Origin of the sequence: Sandaracinobacteroides sayramensis, assembly GCF_022014495.1 — a bacterium.
Classification (GTDB): domain Bacteria; phylum Pseudomonadota; class Alphaproteobacteria; order Sphingomonadales; family Sphingomonadaceae; genus Sandaracinobacteroides; species Sandaracinobacteroides sayramense.
In genome coordinates, this window is the sequence record NZ_JAKLSQ010000033.1 from 53,098 (window position 1) to 76,485 (window position 23,388).

Consider the following 23,388-nt stretch of genomic DNA (forward strand, 5'->3'; position numbering starts at 1 on the left):
GCCGCTTGCGTGTCCGCGCCTCAATATTCCCGCTGGTAGCGCACGTTCACCGAACTGTTGCCGACCGAGCTGACCTCGATGAACAGGCTCCAGATGCGGCTCAGCGTCAGTTGCAGCGTGGTCAGCGTGTTGCCTTGGCTGTCGGTCAGCACTTCCACATAGACGTTCTTCGTCAGCCGCTTGCCGATGGCGATTCCGGTGCCCATGCCGGTCTCGGCATTGTCGCCCACCAGCCGCAGCCGGTCCACGCCCACCGAGCGGCGGATCTTGCCCATCGTGTCCACACCCGATTGCAGGCCGGCGATGGCGGTCGCCAGTTGCACCGCTTCCGTTACCGAAAGATCGGCGACCGACGAGCCGAACAGCAGCCGGGCGAGGATCTCGTCCTCGGGCAGGCTCGGCTGCGAGCTGAAGCGCACCTCGGGCTTGGCGGCGGTGCCGGCGATGGTCACGAAGGCGGTCACATCCTCGGCCTGCGTCTGGGCGCGGATGTCGATGGAGCTGTCCATCGGATTGCCGTTGAAGACGACGCGGCCGGTGGTCAGGTCGAAGTCGCTTCCGGCGAAGGCGAAATCGCCGCGCGTCAGGGTGGCGGTGCCCAGCAACTGCGGCTGGTTGGCGGTGCCGCGCACCCGGATGTCGGCGCGCCACTGGCTGTCCAGCCCCATGCCTTCCACCCGCACCCGGTCGTCGGCGCGAATCCTGACGTCGAGCTTCAGGTTGGAGGCCGAAAGCGCCGGCTCGCTCACCGGCACCACCACCTCGCCGGCGCGCCGCACCTGCAACTGCGGAACCTCGCTGTTGTTCATCTGCACCAGCTGGATGCGGGCGCTGTCCACCTGCAGGTCGCCGGTCAGAGTCGCGCCGCGCCCCTCGCCATGCAGGCGCAGCGGGCCGGACAGGGTGAATTCCAGCGTGTCGCTGTTGGCGAGCCGCGCCCGCTCCAGCTCCACCCTCAGGTCGATCGAAGGCTCGGCGCCCAGCCGCAGCACGCCCGAACCGCCCAGCGTGCCGCCATTGGCGCGGCCGGTGATGCTGTTCAGCTTCAACAGGTTGCCGCCGAACTGGCCGTCGAACGCCAGGTCGACGATTTCCGTGCCGAAGGCGGCGTTGCGATAGATGAGGCCCTTGCCGCGCGCGATCCCGCCCAGTTGCGGGTTGGCCGGAGTGCCGGCGAAGTCCGCGCCGACGGCGATCGCCCCCTTCAATTCTTGCCCTTCCGGCCCGGCCAGCGCCCAGAGCGGCTCGATCGGCCCGTTGTAGCGGACGCCGCCGGTCAGCCGCCCCTGCAGGAAGCGGTCGGCCGGATTGTCGCCCGGGCCGGGGTCCACCTTCAGCACCAGCCGGCCGAGATCGTTCTTCTGCCAGCTCAGTTGCGCCCCCAGCACCAGTCCGCCGCCATCCGAGCGGGCCGCCAGCTTGATGTCGACCGGAATGGTGATTCCCGTCACCCCCGGCCGCTGCAGGCCGACGATGGTGAGGTTGGCCTCGCCGGAAGGGATCAGCGCCCCCGGCTCCGAGCGGATCACCACCTGGCCGTTGGCGACTCCGCCGAAGCCCAGATCGCCGCGCAGCAGGTCCAGGATCGACAGGTCTACATTGCGCAGCGCCAGCTTCAGTTGCCGGTCCTTCGCCCAGATGCCGGCGGCGTCCACCTGGCCCTTGGGCAGTTGCAGCCGCGCCGGCTTCAGTTCCCAGCCTCCGTCCACCCGCACGATCTGCGCCGGCCGGTCCAGCTTCAGCGGCAGCTTGCCGACGCTGCCGTCCAGCGTGATCGCATAGCCGCTGGCGACGGACTGCACGCGCGTGACCGCCGCGAAGGGCTGGCCGTCGCGCGAGCGGCCCTTGGCGTTCACGGTGGCGACGCCGCTGGTGCCGGCGATGTTGGCGGTGCCCTGCACATCCGTCAGCAGCAGCCCGTCGCGGGTCACGCCGCTCAGGCGGAAGGCGCCGGTCACATGCGGCCGCTCGGGCACCAGCAGCACGGTGAAGCGGGCGTTGCCCTTGGCGATGCCGATCGGAGTCGCCAGCGGCAGGCGCGCCTGCAAGGCGCGGGCGTTGGCGTCGATCCGCTGCACCCCGCCCTGGTCGGAAAGGGCGAAGATCGCATCGATCCCGCGCCCGTCCACCACCAGCTTGCCGGCGAAGGGGCCGGCGGCCGTCTGAACCAGCCGGCCGCTGGCGGCGATTCCGGCGATGGCGGCGCGCTCGATGTCCAGCGTCAGCGGCTTGCCTTCGCCCATGCCGACCATCACCCGGCCGTCGAGCGGCCCCTGCGGGCTCTCGCCGCTCGCCACCAGCAGCAATCCGCCCGGCGCCGGCGACAGGCTGGCGACGAGATTGCTCACCCCGAAGCCGAAACCGGGGGAGGGCATCTTCAAGGTAGCGGTCGGCGCGGTGGAGGTGCCCGCCGCCGTCAGCGTGAAGGGGCCATAGGCGCGGCTGCGCCCGGCGGCGTCCACCGCGAAGCGGCCGCTCGCCGGATCGTAGCGGCCCGTGGCATTGGCCACATTCAGATTGGGGCTGCTGAGGGCGGCGTCGGAAAGGGCGATCTCGCCATTGGGCGCCAGAGAGAATTGGCCGCTGGCCGTCGGCAGCCCGCCGAGGAAATCCTGGACGGAAGCATTGGTAAGGCCGAGCGACCGGGCCGTGAACCGGCCGTTGACGGCCGGGCTGCCGCCGGGCGCGCGGGCGATACTGGCGCTGGCTTCCACCGTCGCCGGCCCGACGCCCGGGATTTCGAAGCGCGCCAGCCGGGCGTTGAGATTGGCGGTCGCCCGCCCGTCCGGCATCAGCCGCGCGTTGCCGTTCGCCGTCATCGCCGTGGTGGTCAGCGAAAGCTGATCGCCCACGAGCGTGCCATCGGCATAGGTCAGCGTGCCGGAAAGCCGCGGCCGGTCGACGAGCGCCGCCATTTCCGGCGGCAGCCCGACGGTGGAGACGGCGCTCGCCTCGAACGGCACGGAAAGAGGCCGGCCGGCGGCCGCCAGCCGAACCTCGCCTTGCGCCTTCAGGCCATTGGCGCCCATCGGCCCGTTCTCGCCGGCGAAGCGCAAGCTGTCGGCGGCGACCGTCCAGCGGATGGCCGGATCCTTCATCGGCCCGTCCGCCGTCACCGTCGCCACCAGCCCGCTGCCCGAAAGCGCCGGATTCACCAGCGAAGGGTCTTTCAGCACCGCCTCCAGCCGCACGTCTTCCAGCGCATTGCCGCTGGTGTCGACCAGCCCGCCCCCCGTCACCGCCAGCGCCGGACTGGTGGCGACGAACTTCAGGTCGAAACGGCCATCGGGGCGGGCGGCGGTGGCGTCGATCCGCACCGCCGGGCTGACGAGTTGCGCCAGATTTTCCGGCACGAAGGAAGCCGGCGCCACATCGCCCGTCACCCGGAAGCGGCCATCGTCCGCCTTGATCGAAAGCTCCGCCAGCCGGAGCCTGTTCTCGTCCGTGCCCAGATCGGCGCTCAACTGCCCGCGCCACAGCGTCCAGCTGCCGCTGCCGTTCGCCTGCACGCTCAGCGGCTGGTCCAGCCCGGCCAGCGTGGTGACGATTCCGCCCACCGGCGCCCTCAAGTCGGCTTCCAGCTCGAAACGGTTCCGGTCCGGCTCGGCGTCCAGCAGCAGCAGCAGCCGGTCGCCGCTGGCGGAAGCCGCCTGCATGTCCATGAGCAGCCGGCCCGAGCGGATGTCGGCCCGGCCGAGCGCCGTCAGCGTCTCCGCCCGGCCCAGCACCGGCTCCTCCACGACCAGCTTCTGGAACTCGAAGCGGCCGAGGCGGATGTCGATGTCGGGCAGCAGCGGATCGTCCGGATTGCGCGGGTTGACGCGCCACATCCTGAGCAGCCGGGTTTCCGGCACCAGCAGCCGGTTGATGCTGACGATCCGCCCGAAAAGGGTGATCGGCTCCCAGTCCACCTCGGCGCGGGGAATGATCGCCAGCGGGCCGTCCAGATCGTGGACGATGATGTCCACCATCTCGAAGCGGGACAGCAGCGAGCCGTCGATCCGCCCCACTTCGAAGCGCATGCCGCTTTCGGGCTGCAGCCCGGCGATCTGCCGCGCCACGAAGCCGCGCCCGCCCGGCGTTTCCGCCAGCCACCAGAGGCCGAGCGGAACGGCCGCCGCCGCCAGCAGGATCAGGAACAGCAATATTCCCAGCAGCCAGCGCCACCAGCTTCGCGAAGGCGGGGCCGCGAAATCGTCCGGCGCGCCGTCGGGCAGGCCGTCCGGCGGGGTGTCGGGCGGGGTGTCGGCGGCGTCGGCCATCAGAAGGCCTGGCCGATCGAGATGTAAAGGGCGATCTTCGGGTCGCGCGGGCTGCGGTTCACCGCCCGGGCGATGTCGAAGCGGATCGGCCCGAAGCTGGTGAAGTAACGGCCGCCGACTCCGACGCCGAAGCGCATGCCGTCGAGCGTCGGCGTGGGGTCGGGGGAAACCGAGCCGGCGTCCACGAAGCCCACCACGCCGAAATCGCCGAAGCGGTAACGGCCTTCCACGCTGCCTTCCAGCAGGCCGCGCCCGCCGATCGGCCGGTCGTTGGAGCCCAATATGCCGACGCCCTGATAATCATAGCCGCGCACCGAGCCGCCGCCGCCCGCATAGAGCCGGCGGGTGGGGGCGATGTTCACGAGGTCGGCGCCGACGATGCTGCCGACCCGCGCCCGCCCGGCCAGCACGAAATCGTCGCGGATGCGCTGATAGCCGGAGCCTTCCAGGAACATCCGGGCGTAGGTTTCCACCCGCTTGCCCTCGCGGGAGATTTCCGGGTTCATCTCCAGCTTCAGCCGATAGCCCTTGGTCGGGTCCAGGAGGTCGTTGGAACGGTCATAGCCCAGCGTGCCGGGAATGGAGACGAAGAGGAAGGTCCGCTTGGGCAGTTCCGGGTCGTCCGGCAGGATGGCGCGCGACTGCTCGCGAGACGCGCCAAGGCCGAAGCCGAGCGACCAGGTCCAGCGCTTCTGCCAGATCGGGGTCGACTGGCGGGCGATCTCGGCGGTGACCGCCAGCGTCTGGGCCTTATAGGCCGGCGGCGTCAGATTGGCGATGTCGGCGCCCAGCGCCAGCGTCCGGTCGCGCTGGCGCCAATTGCCCATCAGCAGGTCGGCGGCCAGCCGCTGCTCCTCGGTGCCCAGCACGGCGCGGGTGGTGAGGGTGCCTTCGGGCCGGATGAAGTTGCGATGCCGCCAGCTTCCCTCGGCGCGGAAGCCTTCCTGCGAGGCATAGCCGACCTGGCCCGACAGCAGCCGCTGCGGCCCGCGGTTGCCGACGATGCGGATCTCGGTGACCGCGCGGCCGTCCGGCTCGCGCAGGCCGCTGTCGACGGGGGAAACGGTCACGCCGCCGAACTGCTGCGTGGCGATCAGCGCCCGGCGCAGGTCGTCCACCATGCGCACGTCATAAGGCTCGCCCGCCTCGAATCGGGCGATCACCCGGGCATGGTCTTCCGAGAAGGGCTGGAAGCCGGACATGCGGATCGGCCCGAACACCCCGGCCGGGCCGATGTCGCCGGTCAGAAGGTAGCTGCCCGTCGGCTCCGTCTGGTCCAGCACCACGTCGCGGGCGCCGATCTCGGCGAAGGGGTAGCCGCTCTCGTTCAGCTTGCGCAGCAGCGCGCCTTCGGATTCCTCGACGGCGATGGCGCGAATCGGCTCGCCCACCTTCAGGCCGAAGCCTTCGGCCAGCTCCGGCCGCTCGGTCGGAATAAGATCGAGGGCGATCTCGCTCCAGCGATAGCGCTCGCCGGGCATCGTCTGCAGCCGCACGTCCGCCCTGCCTTCGCCGGTGACCGAGACGCTGGCCTCCGTCTCGCCGGAATACCAGCCTTCCGAGAACAGCAGCCGCTGCATCAGCAGCTTGTCGGAATTGGTCCGCGAGGCGAGCTGGGCGGCGGTCGCCGTCTGGTTCTCGCCGCGCACCAGCGCGGAGAGGCGGCGGAAGCTGCCCTCCAGCCCGGTCCCGTCCAGCCCGTCCACATGCGTCCGGTAGCGGATGCCTTCCTGCGCCACTTCGGTGAACTTGAAATCGGCGCTGGGCGCCGGATCGAAGCCTTGCAGGGAAGGCAGCGGCGCCAGCAGCGCCGGGTCGAGCGGGGCCACGGGATCCATGGCGAGCGGCTCGCCGAAATCGACCGGCGGCAGTTCGGTGGCGGTGGGGATTTCGGGAAGCGGCGCGAACAGGTCGTCGGCGTCCGCCAGCAGCGGGACATCCCGCACGGCAAAGGGCTCGGAGGCGGTTTCGGGCGCCGCCTGCGGTGCCGATATTTCCTGCGGTGTTTCCTGTGGTGTTTCGGGGGGCGCTACCTGCGCCGCCACGGGCCCCGCGTGCAGCAACAGCAGCGTTGCAGCGGAAAACAGGCGGGAAGAGCGCGGTCGAACAGGCAGCACGGCCGCACAAAGCCCTGAAGTGCGGAAATAGGCAAGCGAAAGCGCAGGGAAAAGGCGGGGGCTGGCGGCAGGGCGCCCATCCCGCTAGGCAGGCGGCCGTTTCCAAGGGAAAGGAAAGCCAGAATGCCCGACCATCTGAAGATGAAGCTGGAAAACGGCGACGTCACCATCCGCCTGCGTCCGGACCTCGCCCCGGGCCATGTGGCGCGCATCGTGGAGCTCGCCGACAGCGGCTTTTACGACGGCATCGTCTTCCACCGGGTGATTCCCGGCTTCATGGCGCAAGGCGGCTGCCCGAACGGCCGCGGCACCGGCGGCTCGAACCTGCCCGATCTGAAGGCGGAATTCTCGGCCGAGCCGCATGTGCGCGGCGTCTGCTCCATGGCCCGCACCTCCAATCCGGACAGCGCCAACAGCCAGTTCTTCATCTGCTTCGACGACGCCCGCTTCCTGGACCGGCAATATACGGTGTGGGGCGAAGTGACCGAGGGCATGGAGCATATCGACGCGCTGCCCAAGGGGGAGCCGCCGCGCGAGCCGGGGAAGATCGTGGAACTGAGGAGTTTTTAATTCCGAAGGCGGCCGCGACCTGGAGGAGGATTGCGCAGCAATCGTCCGAAGGCTCGCGGACTCGCCGAAGGAACGGCCGGCTGAGTCCGGGCCCCATCAGGCCCGGACCAGTCCGACGCGGCGAGGCTTGGCCTCGCCTTTCTTCTTTCTTTTTTCCTTCTGACCCAGCCGGACTCGCGCGGCTTCGCCGCCCCTATCGCCGCGCCTTGATCGAGCGCCCGTCCGCCGTCGTCAGCGTCAGCACGCCGTCGGCCGCCACGGTATAGCCGGTCACATCGCCCAGCGTCTTCAGGAACAGCCCTTCCTGCTGCATCAGCGGATCCGGGCAGGCCATCATGGTGGAGGCCATCTGCGAGAATTCCAGCTTCAGCCCGTCCGGCGCGACGGTGTAGCCGCCCATGAAGCGGTTGCAGCTTCCGGCGCCGGCCACGCGGCCGTCCTCGAACAGGATGGTCGGCTTGGAATCGGCGACGATCGGCTTTCCGGCGATTTCGAACACCGCCCATTCCGCGCCCAGCAGCGCCGCGCCGCCCGTGGGGGCGGCCGGAGTCGTCTGCGCCTGCGGGGCCGGCGAAGGGCTGCAGGCGGCGAGCGTGCCGATGGCGGCCATCATCATCACTCCCTTCAGAAAGTCTGGCATTCTTCTTCTCCGTTCATGGGTGTTGGGATGCGGTCGAAACGGCCTTCGCGGCGCGCAACTGGTCCTGCACTTCCAGCAGCGGCGTCAGCGGCGTGGCGATCGTGCCGGAACGCGGCCGGTTGAGGTCGGCGATCAGCATCAGCACCAGGGTCAGCAGCAGGATGAGCTCGGTCGAGGCCATGAAATGCGCGCCCACCATCCGCCCGCTCACATAGCCGATGAGGATCAGGCTGAATATGGGAAACAGGATCAGCAGCAGCACCAGCGTCGGCGGCAGGCGGTTGGCGAGCGCGGCGTCGCGCACCATCGCCGCGTCGAACATGCCGTTCACGCTTTCCACCACCAGCAGCCGCACCGCCGTGTCGGGCACCGACGGCCCGACCGAGATGATATGCGTCCACATCCGCGCCGCCGCCTTCGCCGTCTCCGCATGGGCGCGCGCCACGGATTCGCTGTCCTCGCCCATCCGCCCCACCGTCAGCCGCGCGTCCAGATAGCGCTCCAGCTCGGCAAGGGTGGTGGCGCGCAGGGCCGGCGGCATCAGGTCCGCCCGATAGACGACGGTGCTGATGGCATTGGCTTCGTTCAGCGTCGCCGTGCGCCGCCCGTCGTAGCGGGAAACCGCCATCGAAACGGTGAAGCCCAACAGCAGCGCCAGAAGGCCGAGCGAGGCGGAAATGATGAAGCCCGGCTCGCTGCCGCCGGCGCCGTCGCGCGGGGCCGAGCGATTCCTCAGCCAGCGGCCCGCGAAGGCCGCCAGCCAGAACAGCAGGAAGAACAATGGCCCCAGCAGCCACAGAGGCGACGCCTCCAGAGCGTTGGCGAGGGCCTGCACGCTATTTCTTCAGGCTGTCGCGGATTTCCCGCAGCAGCAGCACGTCTTCCGGCGTCGGCGCCGCTTCCGGTTCCAGCCCGCGGAAGAAGCGGTTGGCATATCGGGCGATGAGGAACACGGCGAAGGCCAGGATCAGGAAGTTCAGGAAGGCGGTGATGAACGCGCCATAGCCGAGCGTGGCGATGCCGGCTTCCTTCAGCGCCTCATAGCTTCTGGGGTTGCCGGTGAAATCGGCGGGAATGCTGCCGAGGCGAATGAAATTCTCGGAAAAGTCCGGCGTGCCGGTGATCGCCGAGATCAGCGGCATGATGAGGTCGTCGGTCAGCGAGCTGACGATGGTGCCGAACGCGCCACCGATGATCACACCCACCGCCAGATCGAGCACATTGCCCCGCGCGATGAATGCCTTGAATTCCTTGAGCATCCTTGCCCCCAAGCTGAAATTGGTCCGAACCCCACTCTTTCGCGGCCGCGCCGGCTTTGCAAGCGGCTTTCGGCGTTCCTGTCCGCGCGGCTCCCTCTTGACGCGCGCGGCGCGGCGCGGTTCAGTCCCCCCGGGTTTCCGCCTTTCAGGGGTCATATTCCATGCGCGCACTTCGTATCGCCCTTCCGCTTCTGGCCGCACTTTCGCTTTCCGCCTGCGGTTTCAACACCATCCCCACCAAGGAGGAGCAGGTGAACGCGTCCTGGGGCGAGGTGGAGAACCAGTATCAGCGCCGCGCCGACCTGATTCCCAATCTGGTCGCCACCGTGCAGGGCTACGCCAAGCAGGAGCAGGACGTGCTCGTCGGCGTGACGGAAGCGCGCGCCAAGGCGACGCAGACGACGCTCCAGCCCGGCGACCTGTCGGACCCGGCGAAGGTCGCCGCCTTCCAGCAGGCGCAGGACGGGCTTTCCTCCGCGCTGTCGCGGCTGATGGTGGTGGTGGAAAAATACCCCGACCTGAAGTCGAACCAGAATTTCCTGACGCTGCAATCGCAGCTGGAAGGCACGGAAAACCGCATTTCGGTCGCCCGGCGCGACTATAACCAGTCGGTTCAGGCCTATAACACCGAAATCCGCACCTTCCCGTCGATCGTCGCGGCGAAGACCATCTACGGCTCCAAGCCGAAGGAGCCGTTCAAGGCCACGACCGCGAACGCCGAACAAGCGCCGCAAGTGAAGTTCTGACGATGCGGCGCCTTCTGGCGCTGCTGCTCCTGCTCCTCGCCGCGCCCCTCGCGGCGCAGGAGTTTCCGGCGCTCACCGGCCGCGTCGTCGACGCGGCCGACATCCTGCCACCGGATGTCGAAGCCCGGATCAGCGCGCGTTCCGAACAGATCGAGAAACAGTCGGGCACGCAGCTCGTGGTGGCGACCGTGCCCAGCCTCCAGGGCTATGAGATAGAGGAATATGGCTACCGCCTCGGCCGCCAGTGGGGAATCGGCCAGAAGCGCGAGGCGGGGAAGGGCGACAATGGCGTCATCCTGCTGGTCGCCCCCAACGAGCGCCGGGTGCGAATCGAAGTCGGCTACGGCCTTGAGCCGATCCTGACCGACGCGCTGTCCAGCCTGATCATCCAGAACCAGATCCTGCCGCAGTTCCGCGCCGGCAACATGCCGGCCGGCGTCGAAGCGGGCTTCGCTTCCATCGCCCGGCAGGTGGAGCTTCCGCCTGAAGAAGCCGCGAAGAATGTGAACGCCGCCGAGCAGCAGGCCGCCAGCCAACAGGGCGGCTTCCCCATAGGCCTCATCTTCTTCCTCATCCTGCTGGGCATCTGGTTCCTCCTGGCCTCGCGTCGCTCCAAGGGCGGCCGCAAGGCCCGTCGCGGCGGCCCGATCGTCATCTGGGGCCCGGGCATGGGCGGCGGCTGGGGCGGCGGCGGCGGTGGCTGGGGCGGAGGAGGCTTCGGCGGCGGCGGCTTCGGTGGAGGCGGCGGCGGCTTCGGCGGCGGAGGGGCAAGCGGCGGATGGTAGGCTGGTTCACCCCCGACGCGGAAACCCGGATCGCCGCGGCCATCGCCGCGGCCGAATCCACGACTTCGGGCGAGATCGTCTGCACCTATTCGTCCGAGCGGCACCGCTATGTCGAATGGGTGCTGGCGCTGGCGGCGGTCACGGCTTTCCTCGTCCCGCTCGCCGCAACCCTCCTGGGCTTCGGGCCGAGCGACTGGGCCGCCTTCGTCGGCATCTGGCAGTCGGAACCGCTCAACGACCGGCAGACGGTGGAAATCTACGCGCTGGCGCAGGTGGTCGTGCTGCTGCTGACGACGCTGGCGCTCTGGTGGTCGCCGCTCGCCCAGCGCTTCGCGCCGCTTTCCATGCGCCGCGAGCGGGTGCACGAAATCGCCCTCAAACAGTTCCTGACGCGCGGAATCCACTTGACCGCCGAGCGCACCGGCGTGCTGATCCACGTCTCGGTCGAGGACCATGTGGTGGAAGTGATCGCCGACGAAGGCATCTACTCGAAGGTCCAGCCGGACCATTGGGGCGAAACCGCCGCCGCGCTGCTCGCCGGCATGTCGCGCGGCGACACGGCGCAAGGCTTCGTCGACGCCATCGGCCTCGCCGGGCAGGTGCTGGCCAGCCACTTCCCCCCGCGCGACGACGACGAGGACGAACTGCCGAACCGGCTGCTGTTCGTTTAGCTCGGGGGTGGGGTGTTTGCCTCCGGCGGCGAGGGCTTTGCCTCCCGTCGCCGGATGGCGACACGAAGAAGTCTGAAGGGGCTTTGCCCCTTCACCCCAGCAGGGAAATGATTTCCCTGCACCCTCTTTCCTCGGGTGAGCGCGGAACCGGCCAAGTAGGGCAAAGGAATGCAGTCGATTGCCTGCGGCGCCTTGTCGCTCCTGCGTCACCCCGGGCTTGACCCGGGGTCCAGCTTCTTCGCGCGCTGGAGTTGGCGGATTGCCTTCGAGTAGCGGGCAAANTCGCGCGCTGGAGTTGGCGGATTGCCTTCGAGTAGCGGGCAAAACAGCTGGACCCCGGGTCAAGCCCGGGGTGACGAGTGGAGGCGGGAGTTGAAAATCCCCGGAGTCAGCGCCGCAGGCAGTAAACCCGGCCACCCACGCAACGCCGCCGCGTTCAACCGAGAATCGGGGGTGCAGGGAGCACGGCTCCCTGTCCCGGGGTCCCCATGAACTTGTTCATGGGGTGGGGTCGGGGGAGTTTGAGGGGGCAGAGCCCCCTCAATCCAACGCTTCCCGCCCGGCCCTAAGCAAAAGATCGTCCGTCACTTCCATAACATGGTCCACCCCACCCTCGGCCACGGCGTCGACGAAGGCCTGCCGCGTTTCCGGCTCGTCATAGACCATCTTCACATCGGCGGCGGCCTGCCAGCTTGCCTTGTCGGGCCATTCGGCGGTGGCCACGAAACGGCCGTCCTCGGCCCGATGCAGCCTTGATCCGAACGAGCCGTAGCGGGCGGTGATCAATTCGGTCCCCCGCCGCCAGGCTGCGCGGAACTGCTCTTCCTTGCCGGGGTGCACCCGCCACCAATAGACCGCGACGATCATCCGATCCCTCCTGCCGCTCAATCCGGATCGACGATATGATGCTCCAGATCGGCGCTCGCATCCACTTCCGAGATCGTCCACCCCCTGACGGACGCCCCCACTTCGTGCACCGCCTCCCGGTCGCCGGACACCAGATAATGCCAGGCGGGCAGCGGCTTGCCTTCCTCCACCCGGCGATAGGCGCAGGTGCCCGGCAGCCAGTCCAGTTGCGGCACCAGTTCCGGGCGCAACTGCACGCAGTCCGGCACGAAGGCGCGGCGGTTCCGGTAGTCGGAGCAGCGCCCCGTGTGCCGGTCCAGCAGCCGGCAGGCGACGTTCGTGCGGTAGATCCGCCCGGTTTCCTCGTCCTCCAGCTTGTGCAGGCAGCATTTGCCGCAGCCGTCGCAGAGCGCCTCCCATTCGGCGCGGTTCATCTGCTTCAGGCTGTAACGCTCCCAGAAGCGCTCGCGAAGCTCAGGCAACGAAGCGTTCCAGCATGGCGGCGACCTGCTCCGGCGTGGCGGTGGTGCTGGCCAGAAACTCCACCGGCTTTCCCTCGGGGTCCATCAGATAGAAGATCGCCAGATGGTCGTAAGTGTAGGAGCCTTCGGTCACTCCGGGCACCTTGGAGGCATAGATGCGGAAGGTCTTCAGCGCCGCATCCACCTGTGCGCGGCTGCCGGTCAGGCCGATCAGTTTCGGGTGGAAGCTGTCGGTGAATTCGCGGAGCGCCTCGGGCGTGTCGCGCTCCGGGTCCACCGTCACGAACAGCGGCTGCAGCTTCTGCGCGGCTTCCGGGTGCTTTTCCTCGAAGCTCTTGAGCGCGGCCGCCATCTTGGCGGCGTCGGTCGGGCAGATGTCGGGGCAATAGGTGAAGCCGAAATACATCAGCCGCCACTTGCCGTCATAGCTGTCGTTGCCGACCGCGGCGCCGGTCTCGTCCACCAGGCTGAAGGGGCCGCCGACGGCGGCGCCGGTCAGATTGCCTTCCGGGCCTTTTTCGGGCCGCAGGAACCACAGGGCGGCCAGCAGCGCCAGCGCGACGGCAAGCAGAATGAAGGGCAGGCGCGAGGCGCGGGCTTTCGATGGTTGCGGGCTGTTCATGCGGTGCACATATCCGCTATCGAATGACGATGCGAGTGATGCGACATCAGGGACAGAAGATGAAACTATTCTCGGCAAGGCTCGGCTGGCTCGGCGCGGCGATCGCGCTGGCGCTTGCCGCCCCCGCCGCCGCCCAGTTTTCCGACGGCTATAATTTCCTGAAGGCGGTGCGCGACAAGGATGCGGTGAAGGCGAAGGCGCTGATCGACAAGCCCGGCAGCACCATCATCAACACCCGCGACGGCGACAGCGGCGAGACCGCGCTGATGATCGCCATCCGCCGCCGCGACGCGCCCTGGATCGGCTTCCTGCTGCAGAACGGCGCCGACCCGAACATGAAGGACCGCGACGGCAACACCCCGCTGATCGTGGCGGCGATGACCGCCTTTTCGGATGGCGTGCGGCTGATGCTGGCGGGCAAGGCGCAGGTGGACGCCAGCAACGGCCGGGGCGAAACCGCGCTCATCAAGGCGGTGCAGATGAAGGATTCGGCGTCGGTGCAACTGCTGCTGAACGCCGGCGCCGATCCGGACCGGACGGACAGCTTCGCCGGCATGTCGGCCCGCCAATATGCCGAGCGCGACGTGCGCTCCGGTCCGGTGGCGCGGCTGATGGAGGAAGCGCCGAAGAAGGACAGGAAGCCCACCATGGGCCCAAGCCTTTGAGCCTTCCGGCCCAAGGCTGATCGCGGATGCGTCCGGGGATGCGCCCGGCCCTGCCGCTCGCCCATCCGGGTGTGCGCGTGCAGACTCTGGTGCTCCTGCGCTGGATGGCGATCGCCGGCCAGTTGCTGGCGCTGTTCCTGGTCGGCGTGGCGCTGGGCTTTCCCATCCCCTGGGTGCCGGCGCTTGCGGCGATCGCGGCCTCCGCCGCGCTCAACCTCTGGCTCGGCTGGTTCTATCGCCGGCACGACCGGATCGGCGGCCGCGTCGCCAGCCTGCAACTGGGCTTCGATCTGGCGCAATTGTCGGTGCTGCTGTTCCTGACCGGCGGCCTCACCAACCCTTTCGCGCTGCTGCTGCTGGTGCCGGTCACCATTTCCGCCACCCTGCTGTCGGCGCGGGAAACCATCGCCTTGCTGCTGATGGCGCTGCTGCTGCTCGTCGGCCTGTGGTTCCGGCATCTGCCCCTGCCCTGGGCGGCGGGGCAGATGGTCGAGCTTCCCGCCATCTACAAGCTGGGGGTGCTGGTCTCGGTCGGCCTCGGCATGCTGTTCCTCAGCTTCTATGTCTGGCAGGTCTCGGCGGAGGGCCGGCGCTGGCAGGCGGCGCTGGTCGCGACGCAGACCGCGCTCGACCGCGAGGCGCGGATGGGGGCGCTGGGCTCGCTGGCGGCGGCGGCCGCGCACGAGCTGGGCGGCCCGCTCGGCACCATCACCCTGATCGCCGGCGATCTGGAGCGCACGCTGGGCGACGATCCGGAATTCGGCGAGGATATCCACCTGCTGCGGCAGGAGGCCCGGCGCTGCCGGGACATCCTCACCGGCATCTCCGAGCGCGCCGAAGCCGAAGACCCGTTCCCCGAACTGCAATTGCCGGCGCTGCTGCGCGAAGTGGTGGAATCGCACGAACCCGCGCGCGTGCCGGTGGACTGCCGCTTCCCCTGGGCGCCGGGCAGCGCGCCGGTCGTGCGCCGCAGCCCGGAAGTGCGGCATGGGCTTTCCAACATCGTCGGCAACGCGCTGCGCCACGCCGCCTCCCGGGTGACGGTGGAAGCGGGCGAAACCTCCGGCGAGCTCTGGGTGGTGGTCCGCGACGACGGCAGCGGCTTCCCGCCGGACCTGCTGCCGAAGCTGGGCGAGCCCTTCCTCGGCCCCAGCGTCTCGGGCTCCGGCTCCACCGGGCTCGGCATCTTCATCGCCACCACGCTGCTGGAGCGCACCGGCGGGCGTCTCGGCTTCGGCAATGCGCCGGAAGGCGGCGGCCGGGTGGAATTGCGCTGGAACCGCGCCGATATAGAAGCGGGCCGGGAAACCGCGCCGCAAACAGGAACCGCATGACGATGATGGCCGAAACCGCCCCCAAAGACGCCCCGGCTTCGCCAGGAACGCTGCTTCTGGCCGACGACGACAACGCCTTCCGCCAGCGGCTGGCGCTGACTCTGGGCCGGCGCGGCTTCGACGTGCACGCCGCCGCCAGCGCCGCCGAGGCGCGCGGCCTCATGCGGGAGATCGTGCCGCAATATGCCGTGCTGGACCTGCGCCTGGGCGACGGCAACGGCCTCGACCTGGTGTCGGAACTGCGCGGGATTCACCCGGACACGCGCATCGTGATCCTCACCGGCTATGGCAATCTGGCGACGGCGGTGGCCGCCGTGAAGGATGGCGCCATCGACTATCTGGCGAAGCCGGCCGACCCGGACGATCTCGTCCACGCCCTGCTGGCGCAATCCGGGGAGCGGCCGGAGCCGCCCGAGGAGCCGATGAGCGCCGACCGGGTGCGCTGGGAGCATATCCAGCGTGTCTATGAACTCTGCGACCGCAACGTCAGCGAGACGGCGCGGCGGCTGAAGATGCACCGCCGCACCTTGCAGCGCATCCTCGCCAAGCGCAGCCCGCGCTAGATCGAAAAGCCGCAGAAGCAATGGATGAATATTGTCCGTCACCCCAGGCTTGACCCGGGGTCCAGCTTTTTTCCACGCCGGCCGCAAAGCGCGGCCCCGGGTCAAGCCCGGGGTGGGGAAGGGGAATATGCATCCCCAACCTAGGATTCGTCGGGACGACAGGCTAGGGCAGATCCCATGCTTCAGGGCAAGCGCATCCTCCTCATCATCGGCGGCGGCATCGCCGCCTACAAGTCGCTGGAACTGATCCGCGAGATCCGCCGCGCCGGCGGCAGCGCGACGCCGGTGCTGACGGCGGGCGGGCGGCAGTTCGTAACCCCCCTGTCGGCCGGCGCGCTCGCCGAGACCAAGGCCTATACCGACCTCTTCGACCTGACGGACGAGGCGGAAATGGGCCATATCCAGCTAAGCCGCGCCGCGGACCTGCTGGTCGTCTGCCCCGCCACCGCCGACCTGCTCGCGAAGATGGCGGCGGGGCTGGCCGACGATCTCGCCACCACCCTGCTGCTCGCGACCGACAAGCCGGTGCTGGCCGCGCCGGCGATGAACGTCCGCATGTGGGGCCATGCCGCCACCGTCGCCAATGTCGCCACGCTACGCAGCCGGGGCGTCACCGTGCTGGAGCCGGACGTGGGGCCGATGGCCTGCGGAGAATATGGCCCCGGCCGCCTGCCGGAAGTGGCGCGGATGGTGGAGGCGATTGCCGCGCAGTTCGCCGAGCAGACGCTGCAAGGCCGGCACATCCTCGTCACCGCCGGGCCGACGCACGAACCGATCGACCCGGTGCGCTATATCGCCAACCGCTCGTCGGGCAAGCAGGGCTATGCCATCGCCGCCGCGCTCCGCCGGCTGGGCGCGCGGGTCACTCTGGTCTCCGGCCCGGTCGACCTGCCGACGCCGCCGGGCGTCACCCGGGTGGATGTGGAGACGGCGAAGCAGATGGCCGCCGCCGTGGAAGCGGCGCTTCCCGCCGACGCGGCGGTGATGGTGGCCGCCGTCGCCGACTGGTCGGTGGAAACGGCTGGCGCCAAGATCAAGAAGGGCGCCGGCGGCCCGCCGACGCTGGAACTGCGCGAAAACCCGGACATCCTCGCCACCCTCTCGCGCCACCCCCGGCGCCCGAAGCTTGTGGTGGGCTTCGCTGCCGAAACCAACGATGTGATCGAACATGCGAAGGCGAAGCTCGCGAAGAAGGGCTGCGACCTGATCGTCGCCAACGACGTGTCCGGCGATGTGATGGGCGGGGATCGCAACCTCGTGCATCTGGTCTCCGCCTCGGGCGTCGAGACATTGCCCGAGGCGCCGAAGGACGAAGTGGCGCGCCAACTGGCGCAGCATGTGGCGGGGTTGCTGAATGGCTGAAGTGAAGGTGGTGCGGCTGCCGCACGCGGCGGATCTGGCTTTGCCGGCCTATGGCACCGAAGGCGCGGCCGGGATGGACGTGCTGGCGGCGGTGGACGAAGAATTGCTGCTGCTGCCCGGCGCGCGCGTGGCGGTGCCGACCGGGCTGATGATGGCGGTGCCTCCGGGGCATGAAATGCAGGTGCGCGCCCGCTCCGGCCTGGCGCTGAAGGAGGGGCTCGCCGTCCTCAACGCCCCCGGCACGATCGACAGCGACTACCGGGGGGAGGTGAAGATCATCCTCGCCAACCTCGGCTCTGGCAGCTTCACCATCCCGCGCGGCATGCGGATCGCGCAACTGGTGCTCGCCCCCTATGTGCGCTGCGAATGGGCCGAGACGGACAGCCTCGACGACACGGCGCGCGGCGCAGGCGGGTTCGGGTCGACCGGCAGGACATGAGCGGCCTCCGGCCGCAGGGCAGGCATTAATGCTCTCCGACGAAGAGCTCGACCGCTACCAGCGGCACATCGTGCTGAAGGAAGTCGGCGGGCAGGGGCAGCGGAAATTCCAGGCGGCGAGGGTGGCGGTCGTCGGCGCCGGCGGGCTCGGCTGCGCCAGCCTGCCATATCTGGCCGCCGCCGGCATCGGCCGGCTGACCCTCATCGACGACGATGACGTCAGCCTCTCCAACCTCCAGCGCCAGACGTTGTTCACCACCGCCGACATCGGCCGCCCCAAGGTGGAGGCCGCCGCCGAGCGCCTGCGGGCGCTGAACCCGCACATCGCTATCGAGCCGATCCGCACCCGCCTCACCACGGACAACGCCCCAACGCTGCTGGCGCAACAGCATGTCGTCGCCGACGGCAGCGACAGCTTCCGCACCCGCTCGGACGTGAACGCAGCGGCTGTGCGGCTGGGAATCCCGCTCGTCTCCGCCGCCATCGGCCCGTTCGAGGGGCAATTGGGCGTCTTCGCCGGCCATCTCGCCGGCCAGCCCTGCTACGCCTGTTTCGCCGGGCAAGCCGAAGACCGGCCCGGCACAAGCTGCGCCGACATCGGCGTGCTGGGGCCGGTCGCCGGGCTGATGGGCGCGGCGCAGGCGCTGGAGGTGCTGCGGCTCATCGCCGGCTTCGGCGAAAGCCGGCTGGGCCGCCTCTGGCTCTGGAACGGCCTCGGCCTCGAAAGCCGTTCGATCCGCGTGCCGAAAGACCCGTCATGCCCGGTCTGCTGCTGATCCTCACCGAGACCGAGGGCGAGCGTTTCCTCGCCTCGGTCGAACTCGCCGCCACGGCCGCCGCGCTCGACCGGCAGGTGGCGATCCTGCTGCGCGGCACCGCCGTGAAGGGCCTGCCCGAACCGGCGCTGGCGCTGCTGCGCGAGCTGGGCGTGCACATCGCCGCCTGCCAGACGGCGATGGCCGACCATGGCCTGACAGCCGCGGACCTGCAGCCCGGTGTCGAGGCGCTGGGAATGGTCGCCTTCCTGCAAGGCCGAGGCCACTGGCAATTGCTGCTGGCCTGACCGGCCTATTTCTCCACGCTGCTCGCCCGCAGCAGCGGGTTCGTCCAGGCGTAGAGCGCCAGCGCCACCAGCCCGGCCGCGCCCAGCCAATAAGGCAGCTCGGGCACCAGTTCGTAAAGGCCGATCCCCACCGCCGGCGCCAGGATGAAGCAGGCGCCGTTCACCGCCGTCACCGCGCCGGCGACTCCGCCCTGCTCATGCCGCTCCACCGCCAGCGACGATCCGGCCGTGAAGCCCGGCCGGGCAAAGCCGAACCCGGCCGAGGAAAGCGCGAAGGCCAGCACCATCGCATGGAAATTGGGCGCGAAGGCGATCCCCAGCACGCCCGCCGCCGCGATCACCGTCCCCCAGCGCATCAGTTGCGAGGGGCTGAGATCGAGCAGGCGGATGATCCCCCATTGCGCCAGCAGCGTCGCCCCGGCGCCCGCCATGAAGGCGATGGAAATCAGTTGCGTCGCGTGCAGCCCCACCTCGGAAGCCGCCCGGTCGATGATGAAGAAGCCGATCGCCTGCCCGGTCGCCGCCTGCAGCGAGCCGGCGGCGAAGCCGAAGATCATGAAGGGCTTGATGCGCGGATCGGCCAGCCGCATCCGGTCCCGCCGGCCGGACACCATGGTTTCCTCGGCGGCCATGGCGCTCGCCCCGGTCGGCATGCCGCCGATCGTCGGCATGGAGGCGGCGGCGCCCCGGCCCTCCAGTTCGCCGTCGGTCGGCTTGTCGTCCGGCAGGCCCGTCTGCAGCCAGACCGCGACGACAAGGGAAATCAGCGCGAACACGAACATCGGCCCCGCCAGCCCCACCCAGGGCAGGATGAACATGGGCGCGATCGCCGGCCCCAATATCGTGCCCAGCCCGAAGGCGGAGGCCAGCACGGCAAGCGCCGCCGTCCGTTCCGTGGCGGAGGTGCGCGCCGCCACATAGGCCTGCGCCGCCGGATTGGTGGCCGACCCGAACAGGCCGAACACGGTGCGCGCCAGCGTGAACAGCACGAAGGTCATCATCGGCGCCACCAGCCCGTGCGCCCCCAGCAGGATGACGCCGCCGCACAACAGCATCGAAACGCCAAAGGCCACCACCCCAAGCTGCATCAGCTTCCGCCGCCCGCGCACGTCGGACTGGCGCGCCCAGAAAGGGGCGGAAAAGGTCCAGAACAGCGCGGAGAGGGAGAAGATCATGGCGATCGCCATGTCTGGAATGCGAATCTCCCGCCCGATCACCGGCAAAACCGATTGCAGCGCGGTGTTTCCAGCCGCCGTCACCAGCAGGGCCGCGAAAACCAGCGCAAAATGCTTGCGCGGAAGGTTGGGATTGGGCGCGCTCACCCCCATCTGCTAGGCCGGGTTCAACCGAAAAGCATCCCCCGGCTTTGAGGGGGCAGCAGAAAGGACGCGCATGTACCGCCTGCATTACTGGCCCACCCCGAACGGCCACAAGGTCACGCTGTTTCTGGAGGAAATCGGCGCCAACTATGAAATCGCCCCGGTCAACATCCGCGCCGGGGACCAGTTCCGGCCCGAATATCTGAAGATCGCCCCCAACAACCGCATGCCCGCGCTCGAGGATCTGGAAACCGGCGTGCACCTGTTCGAATCGGGCGCCATCCTGCTCTATCTGGCGGAAAAGCATGAAAGCTTCATTCCCACGGCCAGCCACGCGCAGGGCCGGGCGGAAGTGCTGCAATGGCTGTTCTGGCAGATGGCGGGCCTCGGCCCGATGATGGGGCAAGCCGGCCATTTCCGCTTCTACGCGCCGGAACAGATCCCCTACGCCATCGAGCGCTACACCAACGAAACCCTGCGCCTGCTGAACGTGATGGACAAGCGCCTGACGGACCGGCCTTTCCTCGCCGGCGCCGACTACAGCATCGCCGACATGGCGAGCTTCCCCTGGGCGAAGTTCGGCGTGGAAAAATATCTCGAAGGCAATCCGCTGCCCAATCTGGAGCGCTGGGTGAAGGAAATCGCCGCCCGCCCGGCCACGGCGCGCGCCTATGCCATCGGCGAGCGGCCCGAATATCAGCAGGGCGAGCCGACCGAGGAGGAAAAGAAGCGCCTCTTCCACCAGGGGCCGCAAAGCGTGCAACGCTGACCGATCCTCTCCCCATTCAGGAGCCGGCTGCGAAATCCGCCATCCCCTGCAATAGCGTGGGGGCCAGATCGGCTCGAACCAAACAATCGTCACCCCGGGCTTGACCCGGGGTCCAGCTTTCTGCCTCCACCGCGGTGCTTCCGGAAAAGCTGGACCCCGGGTCAAGCCCGGGGTGACGGGGGTTTGCGCAATCTCGTAGCGCTCGCGTTCAAGGGCGTGCTGCCAAGCCCGACGCTATCCGTCCAACCCCTCATCCAGCGGCAACACCGGCTGCGCCGCCGGCGGGCGCAGCCCCAGATGCGCCCAGGCCGGCCCGTTCAGCACCCGCCCGCGCGCCGTGCGCGCCACCAGCCCCGTCTGGATCAGATAGGGCTCCACCACATCCTCCAGCGTGTCCCGCGCTTCCGAAAGCCCGGCCGCCAAAGTCTCGATCCCCACCGGCCCGCCCTTGTAGAGATCGGCGATCATCCAGAGATAGCGCCGGTCCTGCGCGTCGAGCCCCAGCCGGTCCACCTCCAGCCGGTTCAGCGCCTGGTCGGCGAAGGGCGCATCCACCGGCGCCCCGCGCCCGGCGGCGAAATCCCGCACCCGCCGCAGCAGCCGCCCGGCGATCCGCGGCGTCCCCCGCGCCCGCCGCGCGATCTCCCGCGCGCCGTCCGCCGTCAGCGCGAGGTCCAGCAAGGCGGCCGCGCGCGCCACCACCGAATGCAATTCCTCCTCGGTGTAGAAAACCAGCCGCACCGGAATGCCGAACCGGTCCCGCAAAGGCTGCGTCACCAGCCCGGAGCGCGTCGTCGCCCCCACCAGCGTGAAAGGCGGAAGCTCGATCCGCACGGAGCGCGCCGAAGGCCCCTCGCCGATCATCAGGTCCAGCGCCCGGTCCTCCATCGCCGGATAGAGGATTTCCTCCACATGCGGCGCCAGCCGGTGGATCTCGTCGATGAACAGCACATCGTTCGGCTCCAGATTGGTCAGCAGCGCCGCCAGATCCCCGGCCTTGGCGATCACCGGCCCGGAAGTGGCGCGAAACCCCACCCCCAGCTCGCGCGCGACGATCTGCGCCAGCGTCGTCTTCCCCAACCCCGGAGGCCCCGCCAGCAGCACATGGTCCAGCGCGTCGCCACGATGCCGCGCGGCGTCGATGAACACCCGCAGATTCTCCCGCGCGGCCTTCTGCCCCACGAATTCGGCCAGCGTCTTCGGGCGAAGCGCGGCATCGGCATCCTCGGCGCGGGCAGCCGGGGCGATGAGCCTGTCGGGGTCTTCCATGCGCCAATCTCTAGGCAGGGGCTTGCGACGAGAGCAAGTCCGAAGGGGCTCTGCCCCTTCACCCCGGCAGGGGAATGATTCCCCTGCACCCCCTTTTCTTCACGTCGCGCCAAACTGGCCCGGCCAAGCGCACGAAGGCTTTCGATTGCCTGCGGCGCCTCTACCCGTCACCCCGGGCTTGACCCGGGGTCCAGCTTTTTCTGCGCAAAGGTTCCCGGGGTGACGGGTGAGACTGTGGTGGAAAATCCACCAACCCAGCGCCGCAGGCAATCAACCCCAACCAGCACCGCAACCTCGCCGCCTCTCACCGGGAATCGGGGGTGCAGGGGCGTCACGCCCCTGCCGGGTCCAGGGCGGAGCCCTGGCCGCCGGAGGCGATCAAAGCTGCGACACCATCAGCACCGCATGGATCGTCACGCCGATCAGCCCGCCGATCAGCGTCCCGTTCAGGCGGATATATTGCAGGTCGCGCAGCACGGCGCTTTCCAGCTTGTCGGTCACCGTCTCCACGTCCCAGCCCTTCACGGTATCGGAGACGAGGGCGACGATGGAGCTGCCATGGTCGGCGACGATCCCCACCACGCCGCGCCGGGCGAGCTGGTTCACCGCCTGCGACAGCGCCGGGTCTTCGCGCAGCGAGCGGCCCATCGCCTCGCCGATTCCGCTCAAGCCCTCGCCTTCAGCCAGCTTCACCACGCCCTCTTTCAGGCGCGCCCATATGCCTTCCAGCCAGTCGCCGACGGCGGGGTTGGACAGCAGTTCGCGCTTGATCCGCTCCACCTTCTCGCGTGTCTCGGGCATATGCTGCAGGTCGAAGGCCAGGTTTTCCAGCGCCCGGTCGGCCTTTTCGCGCACTGGATGGTCCGGGTCTTCGGCAAGGTCGGCCAGAAGCCCGCGCAGTCCGTTCACCAGCTCGTCGGCGATCCTGGAGTCCACGTTCACCAGCCGCAGCACCCAGCTCGTCCGCTCCTCCACCATGGCGCGGATCAGGCCCTCCTGGCTGTCGAGCGTGCGGTGCGCCCACTGGATCAGCTGGTCGATCACCGGCCGGTGCCGCCCATCGGCGATCATCGCCTCCAGCATCCGGCCGAGCAGCGGCGAGACTTCCAAGTCCTTGAGGCGCGTCATCGCGCCATCCTGCAATTTCTGCATCACGGCGGCGGCGGCGGGCGTGTCGGAAAGCTGGCCGACGAGCCGTGTCAGCCCCCGCCGCACCTTCCCGCCCGAGGCCGGGCGCTCCAGCACGCCGGCCAGCGCGTTGGCGGCGTCGAAGCCCTCCAGCCGCCGGGCGACGTTCATGGGGGTCAGGAAATTGTCCTGAAGGAAAGTGGCGAGCGCCTCGCCGATCCGGTCCTTGGAGCGGGGGATGATGGCGGTGTGGGGGATCGGCACCCCCATCGGATGGCGGAACAGCGCCGTCACCGCGAACCAGTCGGCCAGCCCGCCCACCAGCGCCGCCTCGGCGAAGGCCTGCACCCAGGCGAAGCCGGGATGCACCATGCGCATCGCCCAGGTGGAGGCGATCAGGATCGCCGCCATCAGGATCAGAAGCCCTGTGGCGATCCGGCGCAACCGGATCGCCTGTTCGGCACGCGCGCTCGGCGGG

The 23,388-nt window shown here is 69.1% G+C and carries 23 protein-coding genes; 12 read left to right on the plus strand and 11 right to left on the minus strand.

Annotated elements, in window-relative coordinates:
• Positions 1–20: 20 nt before the first annotated feature.
• Positions 21–4,262 carry a translocation/assembly module TamB domain-containing protein gene (locus tag L6Q21_RS17080; protein ID WP_237831960.1) on the minus strand — a complete coding sequence of 1,414 codons (4,242 nt, stop codon included), beginning with the start codon at positions 4,260–4,262 and terminating at the stop codon, positions 21–23.
• Entirely contained in the window at positions 4,262–6,379 is a 2,118-nt protein-coding gene (locus tag L6Q21_RS17085) for an autotransporter assembly complex protein TamA (protein ID WP_237831961.1), read from the minus strand. The genes L6Q21_RS17080 and L6Q21_RS17085 overlap by 1 nt, the downstream gene beginning before the upstream one ends.
• Before the next feature lie 123 nt (positions 6,380–6,502).
• Between L6Q21_RS17085 and L6Q21_RS17090 the strand changes: the two genes are divergently transcribed.
• Positions 6,503–6,949 carry a peptidylprolyl isomerase gene (locus L6Q21_RS17090; RefSeq protein WP_237831962.1) on the plus strand — a complete coding sequence of 149 codons (447 nt, stop codon included), beginning with the start codon at positions 6,503–6,505 and terminating at the stop codon, positions 6,947–6,949.
• A 193-nt stretch (positions 6,950–7,142) separates the two neighbouring features.
• Here the strand turns inward: L6Q21_RS17090 and L6Q21_RS17095 are convergent, their stop codons facing one another.
• The 3 genes from L6Q21_RS17095 to mscL are packed head-to-tail and all read right to left on the minus strand — an operon-like array spanning position 7,143 to position 8,848.
• On the minus strand, positions 7,143–7,589 hold the full coding sequence (locus tag L6Q21_RS17095) for an META domain-containing protein (protein ID WP_237831963.1): 447 nt from the start codon (positions 7,587–7,589) through the stop codon (positions 7,143–7,145).
• A 13-nt stretch (positions 7,590–7,602) separates the two neighbouring features.
• Positions 7,603–8,424 carry a bestrophin-like domain gene (locus tag L6Q21_RS17100; RefSeq protein WP_237831964.1) on the minus strand — a complete coding sequence of 274 codons (822 nt, stop codon included), beginning with the start codon at positions 8,422–8,424 and terminating at the stop codon, positions 7,603–7,605.
• A gap of 1 nt (position 8,425) precedes the next feature.
• Complete coding sequence (gene mscL, locus L6Q21_RS17105) at positions 8,426–8,848, minus strand: large conductance mechanosensitive channel protein MscL (protein ID WP_237831965.1); 423 nt, start codon at positions 8,846–8,848, stop codon at positions 8,426–8,428.
• 161 nt (positions 8,849–9,009) lie between these two features.
• On the opposite strand from mscL, the gene L6Q21_RS17110 reads away from it, so the two are divergent.
• From L6Q21_RS17110 to L6Q21_RS17120, 3 genes are read left to right on the plus strand one after another with little or no spacing between them, the layout of a single operon-like run.
• Complete coding sequence (locus L6Q21_RS17110) at positions 9,010–9,594, plus strand: LemA family protein (RefSeq protein WP_237831966.1); 585 nt, start codon at positions 9,010–9,012, stop codon at positions 9,592–9,594.
• 2 nt (positions 9,595–9,596) lie between these two features.
• Positions 9,597–10,379 (plus strand): TPM domain-containing protein, encoded by a 783-nt coding sequence (locus tag L6Q21_RS17115; RefSeq protein ID WP_237831967.1) that lies wholly within the window; start codon positions 9,597–9,599, stop codon positions 10,377–10,379.
• On the plus strand, positions 10,373–11,050 hold the full coding sequence (locus L6Q21_RS17120; RefSeq protein WP_237831968.1) for a TPM domain-containing protein: 678 nt from the start codon (positions 10,373–10,375) through the stop codon (positions 11,048–11,050). The genes L6Q21_RS17115 and L6Q21_RS17120 overlap by 7 nt, the downstream gene beginning before the upstream one ends.
• A 540-nt stretch (positions 11,051–11,590) precedes the next feature.
• Here L6Q21_RS17120 and L6Q21_RS17125 read toward each other — a convergent pair.
• From L6Q21_RS17125 to L6Q21_RS17135, 3 genes are read right to left on the minus strand one after another with little or no spacing between them, the layout of a single operon-like run.
• On the minus strand, positions 11,591–11,917 hold the full coding sequence (locus L6Q21_RS17125) for an antibiotic biosynthesis monooxygenase family protein (protein ID WP_237831969.1): 327 nt from the start codon (positions 11,915–11,917) through the stop codon (positions 11,591–11,593).
• Positions 11,918–11,934: 17 nt separating this feature from the next.
• Positions 11,935–12,378, minus strand: a complete 444-nt coding sequence (locus tag L6Q21_RS17130; protein WP_255696969.1) for a YcgN family cysteine cluster protein — start codon at positions 12,376–12,378, stop codon at positions 11,935–11,937.
• Positions 12,371–13,000, minus strand: a complete 630-nt coding sequence (locus tag L6Q21_RS17135; RefSeq protein WP_237831970.1) for an SCO family protein — start codon at positions 12,998–13,000, stop codon at positions 12,371–12,373. The genes L6Q21_RS17130 and L6Q21_RS17135 overlap by 8 nt, the downstream gene beginning before the upstream one ends.
• A gap of 59 nt (positions 13,001–13,059) precedes the next feature.
• On the opposite strand from L6Q21_RS17135, the gene L6Q21_RS17140 reads away from it, so the two are divergent.
• From L6Q21_RS17140 to L6Q21_RS17170, 7 genes are all read left to right on the plus strand, one after another.
• Entirely contained in the window at positions 13,060–13,665 is a 606-nt protein-coding gene (locus L6Q21_RS17140) for an ankyrin repeat domain-containing protein (protein ID WP_237831971.1), read from the plus strand.
• A 38-nt stretch (positions 13,666–13,703) separates the two neighbouring features.
• Positions 13,704–14,999, plus strand: a complete 1,296-nt coding sequence (locus L6Q21_RS17145; protein ID WP_237831972.1) for an ActS/PrrB/RegB family redox-sensitive histidine kinase — start codon at positions 13,704–13,706, stop codon at positions 14,997–14,999.
• A complete protein-coding gene (locus L6Q21_RS17150; RefSeq protein WP_272492471.1) occupies positions 14,996–15,562 on the plus strand; it encodes an ActR/PrrA/RegA family redox response regulator transcription factor in 567 nt (188 codons plus the stop codon). The genes L6Q21_RS17145 and L6Q21_RS17150 overlap by 4 nt, the downstream gene beginning before the upstream one ends.
• Before the next feature lie 177 nt (positions 15,563–15,739).
• Entirely contained in the window at positions 15,740–16,924 is a 1,185-nt protein-coding gene (coaBC, locus tag L6Q21_RS17155; protein WP_237831973.1) for a bifunctional phosphopantothenoylcysteine decarboxylase/phosphopantothenate--cysteine ligase CoaBC, read from the plus strand.
• Positions 16,917–17,363: a dUTP diphosphatase gene (dut, locus tag L6Q21_RS17160; protein ID WP_237831974.1), complete on the plus strand. Its 447-nt coding sequence runs from the start codon at positions 16,917–16,919 to the stop codon at positions 17,361–17,363. The genes coaBC and dut overlap by 8 nt, the downstream gene beginning before the upstream one ends.
• 28 nt (positions 17,364–17,391) lie before the next feature.
• Positions 17,392–18,138, plus strand: coding sequence for a HesA/MoeB/ThiF family protein (locus tag L6Q21_RS17165; RefSeq protein ID WP_237831975.1), 747 nt, complete (start codon positions 17,392–17,394; stop codon positions 18,136–18,138).
• Positions 18,120–18,425 carry a DsrE family protein gene (locus L6Q21_RS17170; protein ID WP_237831976.1) on the plus strand — a complete coding sequence of 102 codons (306 nt, stop codon included), beginning with the start codon at positions 18,120–18,122 and terminating at the stop codon, positions 18,423–18,425. Before L6Q21_RS17165 ends, L6Q21_RS17170 begins: the two co-directional genes overlap by 19 nt.
• Before the next feature lie 5 nt (positions 18,426–18,430).
• Here the strand turns inward: L6Q21_RS17170 and L6Q21_RS17175 are convergent, their stop codons facing one another.
• Positions 18,431–19,747: an MFS transporter gene (locus L6Q21_RS17175; RefSeq protein WP_237831977.1), complete on the minus strand. Its 1,317-nt coding sequence runs from the start codon at positions 19,745–19,747 to the stop codon at positions 18,431–18,433.
• A 70-nt stretch (positions 19,748–19,817) separates the two neighbouring features.
• On the opposite strand from L6Q21_RS17175, the gene L6Q21_RS17180 reads away from it, so the two are divergent.
• A complete protein-coding gene (locus tag L6Q21_RS17180) occupies positions 19,818–20,513 on the plus strand; it encodes a glutathione S-transferase N-terminal domain-containing protein (protein WP_237831978.1) in 696 nt (231 codons plus the stop codon).
• Positions 20,514–20,747: 234 nt separating this feature from the next.
• Here L6Q21_RS17180 and ruvB read toward each other — a convergent pair whose 3' ends face one another.
• Positions 20,748–21,782, minus strand: a complete 1,035-nt coding sequence (gene ruvB / locus L6Q21_RS17185) for a Holliday junction branch migration DNA helicase RuvB (RefSeq protein WP_237831979.1) — start codon at positions 21,780–21,782, stop codon at positions 20,748–20,750.
• Between the two features lie 378 nt (positions 21,783–22,160).
• On the minus strand, positions 22,161–23,354 hold the full coding sequence (locus L6Q21_RS17190) for a DUF445 domain-containing protein (RefSeq protein ID WP_237831980.1): 1,194 nt from the start codon (positions 23,352–23,354) through the stop codon (positions 22,161–22,163).
• Positions 23,355–23,388 lie beyond the last annotated feature (34 nt).

Excerpts from the sequence above, each read along its gene's own strand:
- L6Q21_RS17080 (WP_237831960.1), bottom strand. The coding sequence starts at position 4,262 with ATGGCCGACGCCGCCGACACCCCGCCCGACACCCCGCCGGACGGCCTG.
- L6Q21_RS17090 (WP_237831962.1), top strand. The coding sequence starts at position 6,503 with ATGCCCGACCATCTGAAGATGAAGCTGGAAAACGGCGACGTCACCATC.
- L6Q21_RS17095 (WP_237831963.1), bottom strand. The coding sequence starts at position 7,589 with ATGCCAGACTTTCTGAAGGGAGTGATGATGATGGCCGCCATCGGCACG.
- mscL (WP_237831965.1), bottom strand. The coding sequence starts at position 8,848 with ATGCTCAAGGAATTCAAGGCATTCATCGCGCGGGGCAATGTGCTCGAT.
- L6Q21_RS17110 (WP_237831966.1), top strand. The coding sequence starts at position 9,010 with ATGCGCGCACTTCGTATCGCCCTTCCGCTTCTGGCCGCACTTTCGCTT.
- L6Q21_RS17115 (WP_237831967.1), top strand. The coding sequence starts at position 9,597 with ATGCGGCGCCTTCTGGCGCTGCTGCTCCTGCTCCTCGCCGCGCCCCTC.
- L6Q21_RS17120 (WP_237831968.1), top strand. The coding sequence starts at position 10,373 with ATGGTAGGCTGGTTCACCCCCGACGCGGAAACCCGGATCGCCGCGGCC.
- L6Q21_RS17125 (WP_237831969.1), bottom strand. The coding sequence starts at position 11,917 with ATGATCGTCGCGGTCTATTGGTGGCGGGTGCACCCCGGCAAGGAAGAG.
- L6Q21_RS17135 (WP_237831970.1), bottom strand. The coding sequence starts at position 13,000 with ATGAACAGCCCGCAACCATCGAAAGCCCGCGCCTCGCGCCTGCCCTTC.
- L6Q21_RS17140 (WP_237831971.1), top strand. The coding sequence starts at position 13,060 with ATGAAACTATTCTCGGCAAGGCTCGGCTGGCTCGGCGCGGCGATCGCG.
- L6Q21_RS17145 (WP_237831972.1), top strand. The coding sequence starts at position 13,704 with ATGCGCCCGGCCCTGCCGCTCGCCCATCCGGGTGTGCGCGTGCAGACT.
- L6Q21_RS17150 (WP_272492471.1), top strand. The coding sequence starts at position 14,996 with ATGACGATGATGGCCGAAACCGCCCCCAAAGACGCCCCGGCTTCGCCA.
- coaBC (WP_237831973.1), top strand. The coding sequence starts at position 15,740 with ATGCTTCAGGGCAAGCGCATCCTCCTCATCATCGGCGGCGGCATCGCC.
- dut (WP_237831974.1), top strand. The coding sequence starts at position 16,917 with ATGGCTGAAGTGAAGGTGGTGCGGCTGCCGCACGCGGCGGATCTGGCT.
- L6Q21_RS17165 (WP_237831975.1), top strand. The coding sequence starts at position 17,392 with ATGCTCTCCGACGAAGAGCTCGACCGCTACCAGCGGCACATCGTGCTG.
- L6Q21_RS17170 (WP_237831976.1), top strand. The coding sequence starts at position 18,120 with ATGCCCGGTCTGCTGCTGATCCTCACCGAGACCGAGGGCGAGCGTTTC.
- L6Q21_RS17180 (WP_237831978.1), top strand. The coding sequence starts at position 19,818 with ATGTACCGCCTGCATTACTGGCCCACCCCGAACGGCCACAAGGTCACG.
- ruvB (WP_237831979.1), bottom strand. The coding sequence starts at position 21,782 with ATGGAAGACCCCGACAGGCTCATCGCCCCGGCTGCCCGCGCCGAGGAT.